Raw genomic sequence first — 18,431 nt, forward strand, 5'->3', positions numbered from 1 at the left:
GTCGTCCTTTACTGTGCGGCCCAGCCGCCGTCCATGTTCCAGGCCACGCCGCGCACCTGGTCGGCGGCAGGCGAGCAGAAGAACACCGCCAGCGCGCCCAGTTCCGCCGGGGTCACGAACTCGCCCGAAGGCTGTTTTTCGGCCAGCAGCGCCTTCTTGGCCTGCTCGTTGGAGAGGCCGTCGCGCGCGGCGCGGTCGTCCACCTGCTTCTGCACCAGCGGGGTCAGCACCCAGCCCGGGCAGATCGCGTTGCAAGTCACGCCGGTCGCCGCCAGCTCGAGCGCCGTCACCTTGGTGAAGCCCACCAGGCCGTGCTTGGCCGCGACGTAGGCCGACTTCCCGGCCGAGCCCACCAGGCCGTGTACCGAAGCCAGGTTGATGACGCGGCCCCAATTCTTCTGCTTCATGCCCGGCAAGGCCAGGCGGGTGGTGTGAAAGGCCGAGGTCAGGTTAATGGCGATGATCGCGTCCCACTTCTCGGGCGGGAACGCGTCCACGGTGGCCACGTGCTGGATGCCGGCATTGTTGACCAGGATGTCGACGCCGCCGAACTTGTCGGTGGCGAATTTCATCATCGCCTCGATTTCAAGCGGCTTGCTCATGTCGGCGTTGTGGTAGGCCGTCTGCACGCCGAACTCGGCGCCGACCTCCAGGTAGAGCTTCTCGATCTGCTGGGCGTCGCCGAAGCCGTTGAACACGATGTTGGCGCCCTGTTCCGCCAGCGAGCGGGCGATACCCAGGCCGATGCCCGAGGTCGATCCGGTGACGAGTGCCGTTTTGCCGCTGAGCATATTGGATTTCATTGCGTCCTCTAGTTTTGTGGGTGAGTTTGTAGGCGAGCGGGTTGCTTCCTCAGAATTGGTAGAATTCTAATGGCAATGCCAAGTAAAATGGCGCGTTGCAAAAGGAAACCGGTCAATATTGTCATGACGGAGTGCGGGATGAGCGAAGCCAGATTAAAAAGCGTGCAGTGCAGTTCGCCCGCCGGCCTGCACCGCATGGCCTACAAGGAGTGGGGCGACCCGCTCAACCCCAAGGTGCTGGTCTGCGTGCACGGCGTTACCCGGGTGGCCGACGACTTCGACCACCTGGCGCGCGCCCTGTGCGACGAATACCGTGTGGTCTGCCCGGACGTGGTCGGCCGCGGCAGATCGAGCCGCCTGCGCGATCCAGAGTACTACACGGTGCCGCAGTATGTCGCCGACATGGTCACGCTGATCGCCCGCGTCACCCAGGACGATTCACTTGGGGTGCACTGGTTCGGCACCTCGATGGGCGGCCTGATCGGCATGATGCTGGCCTCGCTCGAGGACTCGCCGGTGCGCCGGCTGGTCATCAACGATATCGGTCCGGTGCTGGACGGGGGCGCGATCGCCCGCATCGGCGAGTACATCGGGCAGGACATCCGCTTCCCCGACTTCGAGACCGGCGCGGCCTATGTGAAAGCCGTGTCGATGTCCTTCGGTCCGCATACCGACGAGGAATGGCACAAGCTGGCGAACGACGTGCTGCGCCAGGAGCCGAGCGGCCAGTGGGTGCGCCACTACGACCTCGGCCTGGCCCAGCCCTTCCGCGCCATCACGCCTGAGCGCGCGGCCGGCGACGAAGCGCAGCTGTGGTCGGCCTGGGATGCGATCCGCTGCCCGACCCTGTTGGTGCGCGGCGAGCAGTCCGACCTGCTGTCGCGCGACACGGCCCTTGAAATGTGCACGCGCGGGCCGAAACCGCGGCTGGTCGAGATCCCGGGCGTGGGCCATGCGCCCACCTTCGTGCGGCTTGAGCAGATCGCGATTGCACGAGAATTTTTAGTCGGCGAAGCCTGAGGCTTCCGCCAAGTTTTATAAGAAAGTAGCTATGGAAATCAAACGTCACCACGTAGGCAAGCGCCTGTCCGAAATCGCCATCCACAACGGCACCATCTACCTGGCCGGCCAGATCGCCGAAGACACCACCCAGGGCATCGAAGGCCAGATGCGCGAGGTGCTGGGCCACGTCGACCGCCTGCTGAACGAAGCCGGCAGCGACAAGTCCTGCATCCTGATGTGCCAGATCTTTATCTCGGACATGGCCCATTTCGCCGGCATGAACAGCGTCTGGGACGAGTGGGTGCCGCAGGGCCACACCCCGCCGCGCGCCACCGTCGAGGCCAAGCTGGCCAATCCCGCATGCCTGGTCGAGGTCTGCATCACCGCCGCACTGCGCTGATACGGAACCCCACGAGCGAGATGGTATCCAGCGTTTTACTCGGTGACGCCAGCACCCGGCTGGCTCAGGGACTCGGCGTGGAAGACTGCGCACGGGTCCAGACGGCGCTCGACTACGCCAGCAGCATGTATGGCGAGCGCACGGCCGGCACGGGCCAGAACGCGTTCGAGTTCTCGCTCGGCGTGGCCGGGACGCTGTCGGTCCTGCGGACCGACGCCGAGACCCGCATCGCCGGCCTGCTGTTCGAGCTGGCGATGATGGACCCGGCGGTGGCCGGCTCGCTCGAGGAACGCTTCGGCAAGGAAGTATCAAGCCTGGTCCAGGGCGTGTACCAGCTGATCCGCCTGCGCGACCTCACGGCCGGCAAAGAACAGATTGGCAGTGGGAAGAACGCCGCCCAGCAGGCCGCCGCCCAGGTCGAGACCCTGCGCAAGATGCTGCTGGCGATGGCCTCGGACATGCGCGTGGTGCTGATGCGCCTGGCCTCCTGCGCCGCGACCTTGCGCTATTTCGCCGAGCAGAAGCGCTTCGACGAGGTCACCCGCGCCTATGGCCGCGAGGTGCTCGACTTCTATGCGCCGCTGGCCAACCGGCTCGGCGTCTGGCAGCTCAAGTGGGAGCTGGAGGACCTGTCCTTCCGCTTCATCGAGCCGGATACCTACAAGCAGATCGCCAGGATGCTCGAAGAGAAGCGCATGCAGCGCGAAGGCTTCGTGCAGTCTTCGATCGACCGCCTGGAAAAGGAGCTGCGCGACGCCGGCATCAAGGCCGAGGTGTCGGGGCGGCCGAAACACATTTTCAGCATCTGGAACAAGATGCGCGGCAAGGAGCTCGATTTCTCCTCGCTGTACGACGTGCGCGCCTTCCGCGTGATCGTGGAAGACGTCAAGACCTGCTATACGGTGCTCGGCATCGTCCACAACATCTGGACGCCGATCCCGAAGGAATTCGACGACTACATCTCGCGCCCCAAGCCGAACGGCTACCAGTCGCTGCACACGGTCGTCACCGCCGAGGACGGGCGGCCGCTCGAAGTGCAGATCCGCACCCAGGAGATGCACAACTTCGCCGAGTACGGCATCGCCGCGCACTGGCGCTACAAGGAAGAGGGCGGGTCGAACTTCAAGAGCCAGAAGTACGACGAGAAGATCGCCTGGCTGCGCCAGCTGCTGGCCTGGAAGAGCGACGTGGCCGACGTGGTCGCCGGCCAGGAAGACCTGCAGAAGGAATGGGTCGAGAAGCTCAAGGCCGCCACCCTGGACGACCGCATCTTCGTCCTGACCCCGCAGGCGCGCGTGCTGGAACTGCCGCAGGGCGCGACCCCGATCGATTTCGCCTATCACCTGCACAGCGAGGTCGGGCACCGCTGCCGCGGCGCCAAGATCGACGGCGTGATGGTGCCGCTCAACACGCCGCTGAAGAACGGCCAGACCTGCGAGATCATCACCGCCAAGGGCCCGGCGGGCAGCGCGGGACCGTCGCGCGACTGGCTCAGCCCGGGCTATACGGTCAGCAGCCGTACGCGCTCCAAGATCCGCGCGTGGTTCCATGCGCAGGAGCAGGCCGAGACCCTGGCGCAGGGGCGCGCGCTGGTCGAAAAATCGCTGCAGCGCGAGGGCAAGACGGCGGTCAATCTGGAAGCGCTGGCGCACAAGCTGGGTTTCGCCAAGGTCGACGAGCTGTTCATCCAGGTCGGCAAGGAGAAGTTCAGCCTGCGCCACGTGGAGGCGGCCCTGCATGACGAAGTGGACGCACCGCCCCTGGTCGACGAGGCGGTGGTCAACAAGAGCCGCGCCTCGAGCGTGGAGCAGGGCGCCAAGTCGGGCGTGCTGGTGGTCGGCACCGAAGGCCTGATGACCATGCTGGCCAAGTGCTGCAAGCCGGCGCCGCCAGACCCGATCTGCGGTTTCGTCACGCGCGGCAAGGGTGTCTCGATCCACCGCCTGAGCTGCAAGAACTTCGCCGAGATGCGCGCCAAGGCGCCGGAACGGGTGATCCAGACCGAGTGGGGCTCGGCCGGGCTGGAGACGGTGTATCCGGTCGACCTGTTCATCCTCGCCATGGACCGCCAGGGCCTGCTGCGCGATATCTCGGACGTGTTCATGCGCGAGAAGATCAATGTGATCGGCGTGAACACGCAAAGCAGCAAGGGCCAGGCGCGCATGGTGTTTACGGCCGAGATCGGCTCGACCGCACAGCTGAACAAGGCGCTGGGAGCGATCGCGGAGGTAAAGGGCGTGATGGAGGCGCGCCGCCAATGAGGGCGTGGGCGGTGCCGTCGGTATCGATTTGATTCAAAAACCGAGCATATCCATAAAAATTTGTATCATATCGACACCATGCGCCGAACCCTCCACCTCTATGCGAACCCGCGCCTGTGGGGCCTCGCTGTCGCCCGCTACCTGCGCAGCTGGTGGTACATGGTGCACCTGGGCGCGATCGCCGTCGTGATGGCCCTGTCTCCCTCGACCTATAACCGGGCCAACCGCCTGGCGGCCGCGCGCCACATCTACGCCAGCACCTGGCAGGTGCTCCCCGGATTCTCCCTGGCCTCGGCCCTGATCAGCCTGGTCATCATCCGCATCGTGCTGGTCACGGCCAAGAGCTACGGACTGTCGCACTTCGCGCTCGAAATGGTGGTGCGGGTGCTGGTCCTCGAGCTGATTCCCCTGTCTGCCGCGATGTTCGTCGCCCTGCGCGCCAGCATGGCCTTCGACGCTTCGGCCCTCGGGCTGGCGCGTGCCGGCCTGTCGCGGCAGGCCGCGAACGACGAAGCCCTGCGCCGGATGCGCCGCGACATGGTGCCGCAGCTGCTGGCCAACTCGGTGGCCGTGACGAGCCTGGCCATGGTCACCAGCACCATCGTGCTGGTGCTGGCCTACCTGAACGTGTATGGCCTGCTGCCCTGGGGGATCGAGGATTACACCCGTACCGTCGGCCGCGTGTTCTCGCCCACGGTGACGATCGGCTTCGTGCTCAAGACCGTGTTCTTCGGCCTGGCCGTGGCCCTGATCCCGACCGCCGCCATCCTCGAGCTGCAGCGCTATCCGCGCCGCGTCAGTTCCACCGTGCAGCCGGGCGCGCTGCGCCTGCTGTTCGTGCTGCTGGTGATCGAGGCCGCCTCGCTTGCCCTGAAATACATCTAAGTACATCTAACCATCGGATAAACCCAGAACACCATGACCGAACCCTTGCCGGACGAACCGAAACACGTCGAACTCAAGGCGATGATCCTGCTGGTGGCGATCGGCATCCTGGTCGTCTCCTTCATCGGCTACGTGATGCACGCGCGCGGCGTGTTCGAGCCGACCCAGCGCCTGGTCCTGGAAACCGACGATTCCTCGGGCGTCATCCCCGGCATGGACATGACTTTCGCCGGCTTCCCGATCGGGCGCGTCAGCCAGGTCGAGCTCTCGCCCGAGGGCAAGGTGCGCATTCTTGTGGACGTGCAGAGCAAGGACGCCAAGTGGCTGCGCACCTCGAGCGTGTTTACGCTGGAGTCGAGCATCGTCGGCGAAACCCGCCTGCGCGCCTTCACCGGCCTGCTGAACGATCCGCCGCTGCCGCCCGGCGCGGTGCGCTCGGTCCTGCGCGGCGACGTCTCCGCCGAGATCCCGCGCATGGTCGCCACCGCGCGCTCGCTGCTCGAGAACCTGGAAAGCATGACCTCCGTCGGCTCGGACATCAACGCCAGCCTGGCCAACATCAACACCCTCACCGAGCGCATGTCGGGGCCGGCCGGCGTACTGGGCGGCGTGATGGGCGGCGACGCCGAAGCGCGCAAGCTGCGCGAAGCGCTGGACCGCATCAACTCCCTGCTGGGCAAGACCGAGCAGCGCGTCTACGGCAAGGACGGGGTCATGGACGATGCCCAGGCCGCCGTGCGCCAGCTGCACGTGGTGCTGACCGACGCCTCCGCCACGCTCAGGAAGGTGGATGCGGTGCTGGTCGAGGCCCAGGCCGTCGGCGCCAATGCGCGCGTGGCCACCCAGGACCTGGGCGCGCTGCGCGGCGAAGTCGACGCCAGCCTGCGCAAGGTGAACCGCCTGGTGGACGAGATCAACCGCAAGTGGCCTTTCGCCCGCAGCAACCAGGAGATCAAGCTGCCATGAGAATTCCAGCCTTCCTCGCGGTCGCCTTGCTTGCAGCCTGCGCCAGTAAACCCCTGCCGCCCGACTGGCAGGCCGATGCCAAGGGCGCCCTCGACGGTTCGGTCGATGACTACCTCAAGGGCCACACGGCAGCCGCCGATGCGGGATTCCGTACCGCGCGGCTGGCGACCACCGCCACCGGCCGGCCCGACTACGTGGCCCAGGTCGAGCTGGTGCGCTGCGCCGCCCGTGTGGCCAGCCTCGACTTCGACGACTGCCCCGGCTATGCGGCGCTGGCGGGCGAAGCCACGCCGGAACAGCGCGCCTACGCCGACTATCTCTACGGCCGTTGGCAGGGCCTGGATGCGGCCCGGTTGCCCGAGCAGCACCGTCCCGTGCTCGCCACGGGGCAGGTCTCAGGGGTGGCCGATCCGCTGGCGCGCCTGGTTGCCGCCGGGGCCGCCTTCAAGGCCGGGCGCATCACGCCGGGAGGCATCACGCAAGCGATCGACACCGCGTCGAGCCAGGGCTGGCGCCGTCCATTGCTGGCCTGGCTCGACGTGCAGGCGCAGCGGGCCGAAGCGGCAGGCGATGCGCAGGAAGTCCAGCGCATCCGGCGCCGCATTGCGCTGGCCTCCGGACAGGGCTAGGATGGTCCGCAGTGCAGCGCAACCGGGTTGCGCATGACGCTGCTGCGTGGCCCGAGCTGGCTGTTCCTACCATCTGGAAGGAAACAGGAGCCACGATCATGTCAAGTTTTACCAGGTCTTCACTCTGCTGGCTTGCGGCGGGCCCGACTGCAGTGGCGCTTACTGCGGGACTGCCCGCATGGGCGCAGCATGCCGCCGGCAATCACCACGGCCACGAGGCGGCAGCCGCCGCATCCGACAACGCCTGCAACAACCCCTCGGTTGAGGCGGCACTGAGAAACAAGGAAGCAGCGCTGCTGGGCGCCCGCCATGCCGATGAGCATGCACGGGCGCGCAGCCGCAAATGCCGCGTCGCGGCCGGCCGCGACAGCGTCGGAAAGCCCGATCCGGCGACGCTGGCCAAGGCCAGGTCGCAGCCTGCCAGCGCGGTCGGGCAGTGGAGCGCGCCGATCCGGGTGCCGGTCGTCGGGGTGACGGCCGTGCTGCTCCATACCGGCAAGGTGCTGTTCTGGTCCTACGACCCGGCCAGCTACTACGTGGTCAGCCAGTCCAACCGGGGCGTGGCCTACTTGTGGGATCCGGCGACGCACACGGGCCAGTCGATCGCGCCGCCCGAGAATATCTGGTGCGGCGGCCAGACCATCCTTGCCGACGGCCGCGTCTATGTGGCGGGCGGCAACCTGCGCTACCCGGACCCGCACGCGCCGTCCGGCACGACCGGCTGGCAGGGCGCCTTTACCAGTTACACCTTCAATCCCGCCAACAACCGCTGGGTCGCCCAGCCGAACATGTCGGTGGGACGCTGGTATCCGACCACCACCAAGCTGGTCGACAACCGTGTCGTAATCACCAGCGGCTTCGACCAGACCGGCAGCAACACGCTCACGCCCAAGGTAAGCCTGTTCACGCCGCATGCCGATCCGAACGGGGTGGGCACGATGAGCGAAATCAGCCCGCACGATCCTAGCGGCTTCTATCCTTTCCAGTTCGTACTGCCCGACGGCCAGATGCTGCAGGCCGGTCCGGGCTCGGGCAATTCGTATCTCTTGCAGCCGGGTGCATGGACCTGGAACAGGTATCCGACCCTCCTGGCGGCCCACTTCGGTTACGGCAACGGCATTTCGTACACCGATGCGTCGGGGACGACGCTCAGGCAAACGGTAATGCTTGCCGGCGGCACCCAGGGATCGGCCGTCACCAGCGACAACGAATACATGGATGGCTTCAACCCGGCTGCCGGATGGCGCAAGTTCCCGAACTGGCTGCATGCGCGCCGCAACGGCCACACCGTGATCCTGGCCGACGGCACGCTGTTCACGATGGGAGGCAATGCCAGCGGCGCCGACCTGTATGACCAACCGGTGTTCCACGCCGAGCTCTACGCCCGCCAGCCGACCGACGTGGGCGGCAGCTGGGCCGCCGCCGCACCGCACACCATCCAGGCCGCCTACCATTCGAGCGGGATTTTGCTGCCGGACGGGCGCGTACTGCTCACCTCCGACGACCTCGGCCCGGCCGCGCACAACCAGGTCCAGATCTACTCTCCGCCTTACCTGTTCAAGAGCCAGCGGCCACGCATCACCAATGCGCCCGCCACCGTGGCGCCCGGGCAGACCTTCACGCTCGGCACCGATACCGGCAATATTTCCGCGGTCATGCTGATTGCGCCCGGGGCGACCACGCACGCCAATGACATGCACCAACGCGCCGTGCGGCTCCGGCAGAACGGGAAAGGCAGCAGCCTGAGCGTGACGCTGCCTGCGCAAGCCGGCCTGATTCCGCCAGGCTACTACATGCTGTTTGCGGTCGACGGCAAGGGCGTGCCGTCGGTGGCGCGCTTCGTGCGGGTGACCTAGGCGGCCAAGGCCTCACGCGACCGGCGCCAGCGCCGGCCGCAGCGCCCAGGGCAGCATGTTGTGGATGGTCGTGGCGGCCAGCGCAGCCTGTCCGGTCGCCACCGCGATCTGGTTCAGCCCGTGGGTGACGTCGCCCACCGCGAACAGCCCCGCGACGGAGGTGCGGCAGTGGTCGTCCACCAGCAGCTTGGCGCACTCCACGGTTTCGGCGCCTAGGCTTTTCGCCAGGTCGGAGCGCGCGTTCTCGCCCAGCATCGGGTAGAACACGTCGCAAGGGTAGTCCTCGCCATCCTTGGTGTGCAGGATCGGCTTCATGTCCTCGCTCATCGTCACGCCGACCAGCGGCGACTCGATCAGGCGCACCCCCGCAGCGGCCAGGCGCTGGCGATCCTCGTCGTTCAGCGCCGATTCCGGCCCGCGCTCGAACAGCAGCACGTCGGCGCTGAAGGTGCGCATGAACAGGGCGTGGCCGACCGGGTTGGCCTCGGAGGTCACCACGCCGATGCGCTTGTCGATCACGTCCCAGCCGTCGCACACCGGGCACAGGCGCACCGCGCCGCAGCGCACCGCCTCGTCCCAGCGCTCGATCGGCATGCCGGCATCGGCCACGCCGGTGGCCAGCAGGACCGTCAGTGCGCGGATCTGGCAGGGCTCGCCGCCATCGAGCGGCACATAGTCGCCAATGAAGACGCCGTCTTCCAGCCGCAGGTCGCGGATCTCGCCCTGCATCACGCTGCCGCCGTAGTTGGCCAATTGGGCGCGCAGGTTCTCGAGGAGCTGCACGCCGTTGATCCCTTCGGTAAAGCCGGGATAGTTGTGCGAGACGGGAATCCACGAGAGGCGGCTGTTGCCTTTGTCGACCAGGGCGATGTGCCGGGTGAAGCGGCGCAGGTAGATACCTGCGGTCAGGCCCGCCGGGCCGCCGCCGATGATGAGGGTGTCGAATACGGTGGTTGAACAGTCCATGGGCCGATTATGCTGATCCGGCACCGCCCCGGATATCAGCGTGCGGGCCTGCCGCGGGTAAGAGGCCGCTTACAACAAGAGCGGCCAGGCAACTAGTCCGTCATCAGAGCGACTTGCCGCCGGCGGCTTCCGGCTGCAGCGTCACGTGGTCGATCCCGTGCTTGGCGCGCAGCATGGCGCGCACGTCCGCCAGCACGGCCGGCCAGCGCTCGAGGCTGACGATTTCCAGGTGGCCGATCAGAGCGGGGTGGCCGGGCGACATGTCCCACACGTGCAGGTCGTGGACGTCGAGCACGCCGTCGACCGCCTTCAGGTCGGCGCCGACTTCCAGGTAGTCGATCTCGTGCGGCACGCCTTCCATCAGGAAGTGATAGGACTCGCGCAGGATGCCGCTCGTCGAACGCAGGATCAGGAGCGCCACGAAGATCGACAGGATCGGGTCGACAGGTACCCAGCCGGTGAAGTAAATGATGGCGCCGGAGGCGATCGCGGCGATCGAGCCGAGCAGGTCGCCCATCACGTTCACCAGGGCCGCGCGGGTGTTGATGCTCGTGTTGTCGCGCGACAGCACCCAGGCGACCAGCAGGTTGATGCCGGCGCCGATCGCGGCCACGACCAGCACCACGCCGCCCCGCACCGGTTCGGGGTGCAGCAGGCGCTGCACGGCTTCCCAAGCGATCCACGCTACCAGCGCCAGCAAGGCCAGGCTGTTCACGAAAGCGGCCAGCGCCTCCGCACGCACGAAGCCGAAGGAGTGGCGCGAAGAGGGCGGGCGCTTGGCGATGGCCTGGGCCAGCAACGCCAGGCCCAGCGCGGCGGCGTCGGTCACCATGTGTCCGGCGTCCGAGATCAGTGCCAGCGAATTCGAGATGAAGCCGGTGACGACCTCGACGGCCGCGAACAGCAGGGTCAGGCCGAGCGCCACCGACAGGGTGGCCTGGCTGCGCCCCTCGATGACGTGGGCGTGGCGGGCGTCGCCGTCGAGGTGGGCATGCAGGTGTTCGGACGCGGGTTCGGCTTGCTCGGCAGTCATCGTGGACGTGGTGATTTGAACAAGCTTCCAGTGTAAAGCAATGGCGATCGCCGGTGCGAACGGGCTCGCCAGGAAACTTTTACTGGAACAAGGCTTGCTTAACCCGGGGGCGCTCCTTATAATGGCGGCATCGGGCGGTTAGTTCAGCTGGTTAGAATACTTGGTCGACATCCAAGGGGTCGCAGATTCGAATTCTGCACCGCCCACCAGAACATCTCAGATGAGTGCGGGGAACCACGGTTTTCCGCTCTTGTCGTCAGTAAGAGCGAGAAAGGCATAATCGGTTATGACACCGCGAACTACAACCTGGTTGTGGGGGAATCGCTAGACGCGGTACGGTGGCCTTTTGCTTGAGGAAACTCGACAACACTGAAGAAAACGCGCCTGGTGCGCGTTTTTTTTCGTCCCGAATTTTTCAGTTTCAAGTTTATCAATCTTAGCGGGCGCGCGTGGCGCCGATTGGAGATCAGCATGTTGAACGTACGACTTCCGGACGGCTCCAGCCGTCAATTCGAAGGCCCGGTGACGGTCGCCCAGGTGGCCCAGAACATCGCGCCGAGCCTGGCCAAGGCCGCGCTCGCCGGCAAGGTCAACGGCAAGGTGGTCGACACCTCCTTCCTGATCGAGGATGACGCCGACCTGGCGATCGTCACCGACCGCGACCCGGACGGCCTGGAGGTCATCCGCCACTCGACCGCCCACCTGCTGGCCCACGCCGTCAAGGAGCTGTTCCCGGAAGCGCAGGTCACGATCGGCCCGGTCATCGAGAACGGCTTCTACTATGACTTCTCGTACAAGCGCCCGTTCACCCCGGACGACCTGGCGGCGATCGAAAAGAAGATGCAGGAACTGGCCAAGAAGGACCAGCCGGTCACCCGCAAGGTGCTGCCGCGCGACGAGGCAGTCAGCTATTTCAAGTCGATCGGCGAAGACTACAAGGCCGAGATCATCGCCTCGATCCCTGCCAATGAAGACGTGTCGCTGTACGAACAGGGCGGTTTCACCGACCTGTGCCGCGGCCCGCACGTGCCCTCGACCGGCAAGCTGAAGGTCTTCAAGCTGATGAAGCTGGCCGGCGCCTACTGGCGCGGCGATTCGAAGAACGAGATGCTGCAGCGCGTCTACGGCACTGCCTGGACCAAGAAGGAAGACCAGGAGCAGTACCTGCACATGCTGGAAGAGGCCGAGAAGCGCGACCACAGGAAGCTCGGCAAGCAGCTGGACTTCTTCCACTTCCAGGACGAGGCCCCGGGCCTGATCTTCTGGCATCCGAAGGGCTGGACCATCTGGCAGCAGGTCGAGCAATACATGCGCAAGACCTACCAGGCCACCGGCTACAACGAAGTCAAGGCGCCGCAGATCATCGACGTGTCGCTGTGGCAGAAGACCGGCCACTGGGACAACTATCGTGAAAACATGTTCACGACCGAGTCGGAAAGCCGCACCTATGCGCTCAAGCCGATGAACTGCCCGGGCCACGTGCAGATCTATAACGCCGGCCTGCGTTCCTACCGCGATCTGCCGCTGCGCTACGGCGAGTTCGGCCAGTGCCACCGTAACGAGTCCTCGGGCGCGCTGCACGGCCTGATGCGCGTGCGCGGCTTCACCCAGGACGATGGCCACGTGTTCTGCACCGAAGAGCAGATTGCGCCGGAAGTGGTGGCCTTCCACGCCCAGGCGATGAAGGTCTACGAGGACTTCGGTTTTGAAAACATCGACGTCAAGATCGCCCTGCGCCCGGAAAACCGCATCGGTTCGGACGAGGTGTGGGACCAGGCCGAAGAAGCCCTGCGCTCCGCCCTGCGCAACTGCGGCGTCGCATGGACCGAGCTGCCGGGCGAGGGCGCTTTCTACGGCCCGAAGATCGAGTACCACCTGAAGGACAGCCTCGGCCGTCCGTGGCAGGTCGGCACCATGCAGGTCGACTTCTCGATGCCGGGCCGCCTGGGCGCCGAGTACGTTGCGGAAGACAACACCCGCAAGGTGCCGGTGATGCTGCACCGCGCGATCGTCGGCTCGATGGAGCGCTTCATCGGCATCCTGATCGAGAACTACGCCGGCGCATTGCCGCTGTGGTTGGCGCCGGTCCAGGTCGCGGTCTTGAATATTTCGGATGCGCAAGCAGATTACGTCAAGCAGGTCGAGGCAAAGCTGCGGGCGGCTGGGCTGCGTGTTCACGCTGATTTGCGGAACGAGAAGATTACTTATAAAATTCGCGAGCATTCTGTCCAAAAACTGCCTTATATTCTGGTTGTTGGCGATAAAGAACGTGAAGCAAATACCGTGGCCGTGCGTGCCCGCGGCAATGTCGACCTCGGCGTGATGCCGGTCGACGCGCTCGTGGAGCGCCTGGTGGGCGAAGTCGCCGCCAAGGCGAAGTAAGATTGACACCAAGCGCCGGCTTACTTTCATACTTTCAAAGGAAACAACATAGCTACTGACAAACAGCATCGCATCAACGGCGAAATCACCTATCCCGAAATGCGCCTCAATGGTGTGGAGAACGAACCGCTGGGCATCGTGAGCCTGGCGGAGGCGTTCCGCCTGGCCGAGGAAAAGAACGTCGACCTGGTGGAAATCGCGCCGAACGCGAGCCCACCGGTCTGCCGCCTGATGGACTACGGCAAGTTCAAGTACTCCGAGCAGAAGAAGGCGCACGAAGCCAAGCTGAAGCAGAAGATCATCCAGGTCAAGGAAGTCAAGTTCCGTCCGGGTACCGATGAAGGCGACTACAGCATCAAACTGCGCAACCTCATCAAGTTCCTGGAGGACGGCGACAAGACCAAGATCACGCTGCGTTTCCGCGGTCGTGAAATGGCGCACCAGGACATCGGCATGCGCATGCTCGAGCGCCTGCGCGGCGACCTGGAAGAATTCGGCCAGGTCGAGCAGTTCCCGAAGCTCGAAGGTCGCCAGATGATCATGGTGGTTGCGCCGAAGAAGAAGAAGTAATTCTTCTGACGTCAGGATTGCCGGGCCGGGTCCGGGTGCCAGCGCAGGCTGCATCCGGCCCGGCCTGCGTTCGTTTGTGTGTTTTATGCCGGATTGCATCGTCTCCCGGCAAAAGCATTTCCCATCCCAAGCATTCTGCGCAAACCTGTGCTATCATCCGCGGTTCCTGTTTTTAACAAGCAGGTTGTAGTCGGCAGGTAGTGGCGTCGGCTGCAAGACAAGTGAAAGCAGGCATCCAAGAGCGGCGTTGCCGCCACCTGCAATCCTGTCGTATAGAGGCTGTCCGTAACAGGGCAGAATACTATGCCAAAAATGAAAACCAAAAGCTCCGCGAAAAAGCGTTTTCGCGTGCGTCCGGGTGGTACCGTCAAGTCGGGTATGGCGTTCAAGCGTCACATCCTGACCAAGAAGACCACCAAAAACAAGCGTCAACTGCGCGGCACCCGTAACATCAATGCGTCGGACGTGACCAGCGTCTACCGCATGATGCCTTCCGCTTAATCTCACTAATCAACTACAAAGGGAGCTACTATGCCTCGAGTAAAACGTGGGGTTACTGCACGTGCCCGTCACAAGAAGGTCCTTGAACTTGCTAAAGGCTACCGCGGCCGTCGCAGCAAGGTATTCCGTATTGCCAAGCAAGCAGTCATGCGCGCCGGCCAGTACGCCTACCGCGACCGTCGTAACAAGAAGCGCGTCTTCCGCGCCCTGTGGATCACCCGTATCAACGCAGCATCGCGTTCGCACGGCATGACCTACAGCGCCTTCATGAACGGCCTGAAGAAGTCCGGGATTGAACTGGACCGTAAAGTCCTGGCCGACATGGCAGTGCACGACAAGCCGGCATTCGCCGCGATTGTCACCGCCGCCAAGGCCAAGCTGGCTGCCTAATCAGTCAGTCTGCTAGCAAGACCAGCGCTCCCGGCAGCGGGAGCGCAAAAAGAGCGGGGCACGGTTGCAGAACCTGTGCCCCGTTTTTGATTGTGGCTCCTGCCACTACCCAAACAGGAAAAGAACAAGATGCAATCGCTGGAAGATCTCGCGCTGTCACAACTGGTGACTTCGGCCCAGGCTGACTTCACCGCCGCCGCGGACGCCGCCGCGCTCGAAAACGCCAAAGCCAGATACCTGGGCAAGACCGGCCAGGTCACCGACCTGATGAAGGGCCTGGGCAAGCTCGACCCGGAACAGCGCAAGGCGCAGGGCGCCCTGATCAACGCCGCCAAAGAAAAAATCGAACAGGCCTTGACCGCCCGCCGCGACGCCCTGGCCAATGCCCAGTTGGAAGCGCGCCTGAACCTGGAAGCCATCGACGTGACCCTGCCGGGCCGCGGCCGCTCGAAGGGCGGCATCCACCCGGTGATGCGCACCTGGGAGCGCGTCGAGCAGATCTTCCGCTCGATCGGCTTCGACGTGGCAGACGGCCCCGAGATCGAAACCGACTGGCATTGCTTCACCGCGCTGAACAGCCCGGAAAACCATCCGGCCCGTTCGATGCAGGACACCTTCTACATCGAGGGCAAGGACAGCACCGGCAAACCGCTGCTGCTGCGCACCCACACCAGCCCGATGCAGGTGCGCTATGCACGCACCCACACCCCGCCGATCAAGGTGATCGCGCCGGGCCGTACCTACCGCGTCGACAGCGACGCCACCCACTCGCCGATGTTCCACCAGGTCGAAGGCCTGTGGATCGGCGAGAACATCAGCTTCGCCGACCTCAAGGGCGTGTACCTGAATTTCGTGAAGGCCTTCTTCGAGACCGACGACCTGCAGGTGCGCTTCCGCCCGTCCTACTTCCCGTTCACCGAACCCTCGGCCGAGATCGACATCGCCTTCGGCTCCGGTCCGCTCAAGGGCCGCTGGCTGGAGGTGTCGGGCGCCGGCCAGGTGCATCCGACCGTCGTGCGCAACTTCGGCCTGGATCCGGAGCGCTTCATCGGTTTCGCGTTCGGCTCCGGCCTCGAGCGCCTGACCATGCTGCGTTACGGCATCAACGACCTGCGCCTGTTCTACGAAGGCGACCTGCGATTCCTGAAGCAGTTCAATTAATACGCACGTCGATTCAGTACGAGCAGTAATACATCCAGATAAGTCACGCGCTTACAAGGCAAAAAGAATATGCAATTCTCCGAAAACTGGCTCCGCTCCATGGTCGATCCGAAGATGACCTCTAGCGAACTGTCCCACCTGCTGACGATGTCCGGCCTGGAAGTCGAAGAGGTCGAAGCCGTCGCGCCGCCGTTCTCGAACGTGGTGGTGGCCGAAGTGAAGGAAGTGGCCAAGCACCCGAACGCCGACCGCCTGAACGTCTGCCAGGTGGACGTGGGCACCGGCGAGCTCCTGAACATCGTCTGCGGCGCGCCGAACGTGCGTGCGGGCATGAAGGCGATCTGCGCCAAGGCCGGCGCCGTGCTGCCGCCGGGCCTTGATGGCAAGCCGTTCGAAATCAAGGTCGGCAAGCTGCGCGGCGTCGAGTCGCAGGGCATGATGTGCTCGGCCAAGGAACTGAAGATCTCGGAAGAGGGCAGCGGCCTGATGGAACTGCCGGCAGACGCACCGGTCGGCACCAGCATCCGCGACTACCTCGGCCTGGACGACCTGAAGTTCACCATCAAGCTGACCCCGAACAAGGCGGACTGCCTGTCGGTGCTGGGCGTGGCGCGGGAAGTAGCAGCCCTGACTGGCACCCCGCTGCACGTGCCGACCACCAAGCAGGTCGCGGTCAACCTGAATGAGACCTTGCCGGTGAGGATCTCGGCCCCGGACCTGTGCGGCCGCTTCTCGGGGCGCGTCATCCGCGGCTTGAACGCGCGCGCCGCCACCCCGGAGTGGATGGTCCAGCGCCTCGAACGCAGCGGCCAGCGTTCGGTGTCGGCCCTGGTCGACATCTCGAACTACGTGATGCTCGAAGTCGGCCGTCCCTCGCACGTGTTTGACCTGGCCAAGATCCACGGCGGTTTGGATATCCGCTGGGGCAAGAAAGGCGAGACCCTCAAACTCCTGAACGGCAATACCATCGAGGTCGACGAGTGGGTCGGCGTGATCGCTGACGACAAGGAAATCGAATCGCTGGCCGGCATCATGGGCGGCGACTCCACCGCCGTCACGCTGGACACCACCGACATCTACCTGGAAGCCGCCTTCTGGTGGCCGAACGCCATCCAGGGCCGCGCCCGCAAGTACAATTTCTCCACCGACGCGGCCTACCGCTTCGAGCGCGGCGTCGACTATGCGACCACCGTCGAGCATATCGAACGCATTACCGCCCTGATCGTCGAGATCTGCGGCACTGCCGAGACGAAAGTCGGCCCGGTCGACGACCAGGCAGTGAACCTGCCCCAGCCGAAGTCGGTCGCCATGCGCACGGCGCGCGCCGCCAAGGTGATCGGCGTGCCCTTGAGCGACGAGGTGGTGGCCGACATCTTTACCCGCTTGCAGCTGCCGTTCACGTTTGACGCCGGCGTGTTCCAGGTGACCTCGCCCTCGTACCGCTTCGACATCGAGATCGAAGAAGACCTGATCGAGGAAGTGGCGCGCGTGTACGGCTTCGAGAACATCCCGGCCAACCCGCCGGTCGCGGCAAGCAGCATGCTGATCGCGCCCGAAAACACCCGCTCGCTGTTCGCGATCCGCCACCAGCTGGCCGACCTGGGTTACCAGGAAACCGTCAACATGAGCTTCGTCGAGGCCCAGTGGGAACAGGATTTCGCGGCGAACGGCGATCCGATCCGTCTGCAGAATCCGATCGCCAGCCAGATGAGCGTGATGCGCTCGAGCCTGGTGGGCAGCCTGGTGGCCAACGTGCGCTACAACGTCAACCGCAAGGCCGGCCGCGTGCGCGTGTTCGAAGTGGGCGCGGTCTTCAAGCGCAATCCGGAAGTCCGGGACGGCCCGCTGTCGGTGGCCGGTTTCGACCAGCCCAAGCGCGTCGCCGCCATCGCCTACGGCCCGTTTGTCGACGAGCAGTGGGGCGAGAAGACCCGCGCCGTGGACTTCTTCGACGTCAAGGCCGACCTGGAAAGCCTGTTCGCTCCGGCGGCCCTCCGCTTCGTGAAGGGCGAGCATCCGGCACTGCACCCGGGCCGCAGCGCTTTTGTGGAACTCGACGGCAAGCAAATCGGTTTCATCGGCGAGCTGCATCCGCGCTGGCTGCAGAAGTACGACCTACCCCAGGCGCCGGTCCTGTTCGAGGTCGATGCCGACGCGCTGCGCCAGCGTGCCGTGCCGGCCTACACCGAGATTTCCAAGTTCCCGGGCGCGACCCGCGACCTGGCGCTGGTGGTGAAGCAGGGCGTCCCGGCCCAGGAAGTGCTCGATGCCTTCCAGGCCGAGATCGCTGCCAATCCGGGTGGAAAGATCGTGCAAGCCGTTGTTTTGTTTGATGAATACCGCGGCAAGGGCCTGGAGACGGATGAAAAAAGCCTTGCTTTCCGCTTTGGCTTGCAAGATACTCAATCGACGCTGCAGGACGACGCGGTGGATGCCATCATGGCGGCCGTGGCCCGTGCGGCACAAGAAAAAGTCGGCGCAAAGCTGCGTGCATGATGTGCTGTATCGGGGCGCTTCGTTGAAGCGCCTCACATCGTTCCAAAACATCGTTTCTTGAAGGTAGGGCTTCAAAATTAATAACAACGACGTTGATTCGGCCGTGTTCCAGGAAGCGCTGGCGGCCGAT

General features: G+C 64.7%; 16 protein-coding genes and 1 tRNA gene. 14 read left to right on the top strand and 3 right to left on the bottom strand.

Annotated features, from left to right (window positions below; all coding sequences use genetic code 11):
- Window positions 1–8: 8 nt before the first annotated feature.
- Window positions 9–803: a 3-hydroxybutyrate dehydrogenase gene (locus tag MA09_RS05105; protein ID WP_036245934.1), complete on the bottom strand. Its 795-nt coding sequence runs from the start codon at window positions 801–803 to the stop codon at window positions 9–11.
- Between the two features lie 138 nt (window positions 804–941).
- On the opposite strand from MA09_RS05105, the gene MA09_RS05110 reads away from it, so the two are divergent.
- The 7 genes from MA09_RS05110 to MA09_RS05140 all read left to right on the top strand — a co-directional run bounded on the left by MA09_RS05110 (window position 942) and on the right by MA09_RS05140 (window position 8,802).
- A complete protein-coding gene (locus tag MA09_RS05110; protein ID WP_036245935.1) occupies window positions 942–1,823 on the top strand; it encodes an alpha/beta fold hydrolase in 882 nt (293 codons plus the stop codon).
- A gap of 31 nt (window positions 1,824–1,854) precedes the next feature.
- On the top strand, window positions 1,855–2,205 hold the full coding sequence (locus tag MA09_RS05115; protein WP_036245938.1) for a RidA family protein: 351 nt from the start codon (window positions 1,855–1,857) through the stop codon (window positions 2,203–2,205).
- A gap of 20 nt (window positions 2,206–2,225) precedes the next feature.
- Window positions 2,226–4,466: a bifunctional (p)ppGpp synthetase/guanosine-3',5'-bis(diphosphate) 3'-pyrophosphohydrolase gene (locus MA09_RS05120; protein WP_036245940.1), complete on the top strand. Its 2,241-nt coding sequence runs from the start codon at window positions 2,226–2,228 to the stop codon at window positions 4,464–4,466.
- A gap of 78 nt (window positions 4,467–4,544) precedes the next feature.
- Window positions 4,545–5,351: an ABC transporter permease gene (locus MA09_RS05125; protein ID WP_036246172.1), complete on the top strand. Its 807-nt coding sequence runs from the start codon at window positions 4,545–4,547 to the stop codon at window positions 5,349–5,351.
- Window positions 5,352–5,384: 33 nt separating this feature from the next.
- On the top strand, window positions 5,385–6,317 hold the full coding sequence (locus tag MA09_RS05130; RefSeq protein ID WP_036245941.1) for an MlaD family protein: 933 nt from the start codon (window positions 5,385–5,387) through the stop codon (window positions 6,315–6,317).
- A complete protein-coding gene (locus tag MA09_RS05135) occupies window positions 6,314–6,946 on the top strand; it encodes a hypothetical protein (protein ID WP_036245943.1) in 633 nt (210 codons plus the stop codon). Before MA09_RS05130 ends, MA09_RS05135 begins: the two co-directional genes overlap by 4 nt.
- Before the next feature lie 98 nt (window positions 6,947–7,044).
- Window positions 7,045–8,802 (top strand): galactose oxidase early set domain-containing protein, encoded by a 1,758-nt coding sequence (locus MA09_RS05140; RefSeq protein ID WP_229440566.1) that lies wholly within the window; start codon window positions 7,045–7,047, stop codon window positions 8,800–8,802.
- A 12-nt stretch (window positions 8,803–8,814) separates the two neighbouring features.
- On the opposite strand, the gene MA09_RS05145 is transcribed toward MA09_RS05140, so the two are convergent.
- Both MA09_RS05145 and MA09_RS05150 read right to left on the bottom strand, forming a co-directional pair.
- Window positions 8,815–9,768, bottom strand: a complete 954-nt coding sequence (locus MA09_RS05145) for an NAD(P)/FAD-dependent oxidoreductase (protein WP_036245944.1) — start codon at window positions 9,766–9,768, stop codon at window positions 8,815–8,817.
- 103 nt (window positions 9,769–9,871) lie between these two features.
- Window positions 9,872–10,801 carry a cation diffusion facilitator family transporter gene (locus MA09_RS05150; RefSeq protein ID WP_036245946.1) on the bottom strand — a complete coding sequence of 310 codons (930 nt, stop codon included), beginning with the start codon at window positions 10,799–10,801 and terminating at the stop codon, window positions 9,872–9,874.
- A 132-nt stretch (window positions 10,802–10,933) separates the two neighbouring features.
- Here MA09_RS05150 and MA09_RS05155 point away from each other — a divergent pair.
- The 7 genes from MA09_RS05155 (at window position 10,934) to pheT (ending at window position 18,301) form a co-directional block, all read left to right on the top strand.
- Window positions 10,934–11,010, top strand: a tRNA-Val gene (locus MA09_RS05155).
- A gap of 262 nt (window positions 11,011–11,272) precedes the next feature.
- Window positions 11,273–13,183, top strand: a complete 1,911-nt coding sequence (gene thrS / locus MA09_RS05160) for a threonine--tRNA ligase (RefSeq protein ID WP_036246174.1) — start codon at window positions 11,273–11,275, stop codon at window positions 13,181–13,183.
- A 48-nt stretch (window positions 13,184–13,231) separates the two neighbouring features.
- On the top strand, window positions 13,232–13,753 hold the full coding sequence (gene infC / locus MA09_RS05165; protein ID WP_081897428.1) for a translation initiation factor IF-3: 522 nt from the start codon (window positions 13,232–13,234) through the stop codon (window positions 13,751–13,753).
- 303 nt (window positions 13,754–14,056) lie between these two features.
- A complete protein-coding gene (rpmI, locus tag MA09_RS05170) occupies window positions 14,057–14,254 on the top strand; it encodes a 50S ribosomal protein L35 (RefSeq protein ID WP_026354218.1) in 198 nt (65 codons plus the stop codon).
- Window positions 14,255–14,284: 30 nt separating this feature from the next.
- Window positions 14,285–14,644 (top strand): 50S ribosomal protein L20, encoded by a 360-nt coding sequence (gene rplT, locus MA09_RS05175; protein WP_027865360.1) that lies wholly within the window; start codon window positions 14,285–14,287, stop codon window positions 14,642–14,644.
- A gap of 129 nt (window positions 14,645–14,773) precedes the next feature.
- Window positions 14,774–15,805, top strand: a complete 1,032-nt coding sequence (pheS, locus tag MA09_RS05180; RefSeq protein WP_036245949.1) for a phenylalanine--tRNA ligase subunit alpha — start codon at window positions 14,774–14,776, stop codon at window positions 15,803–15,805.
- Between the two features lie 69 nt (window positions 15,806–15,874).
- On the top strand, window positions 15,875–18,301 hold the full coding sequence (pheT, locus tag MA09_RS05185) for a phenylalanine--tRNA ligase subunit beta (protein ID WP_036245950.1): 2,427 nt from the start codon (window positions 15,875–15,877) through the stop codon (window positions 18,299–18,301).
- The last annotated feature ends 130 nt before the right edge of the window (window positions 18,302–18,431 follow it).

Origin of the sequence: Massilia sp. BSC265 (genome assembly GCF_000740675.1) — a bacterium.
Lineage (GTDB): Bacteria > Pseudomonadota > Gammaproteobacteria > Burkholderiales > Burkholderiaceae_D > Telluria.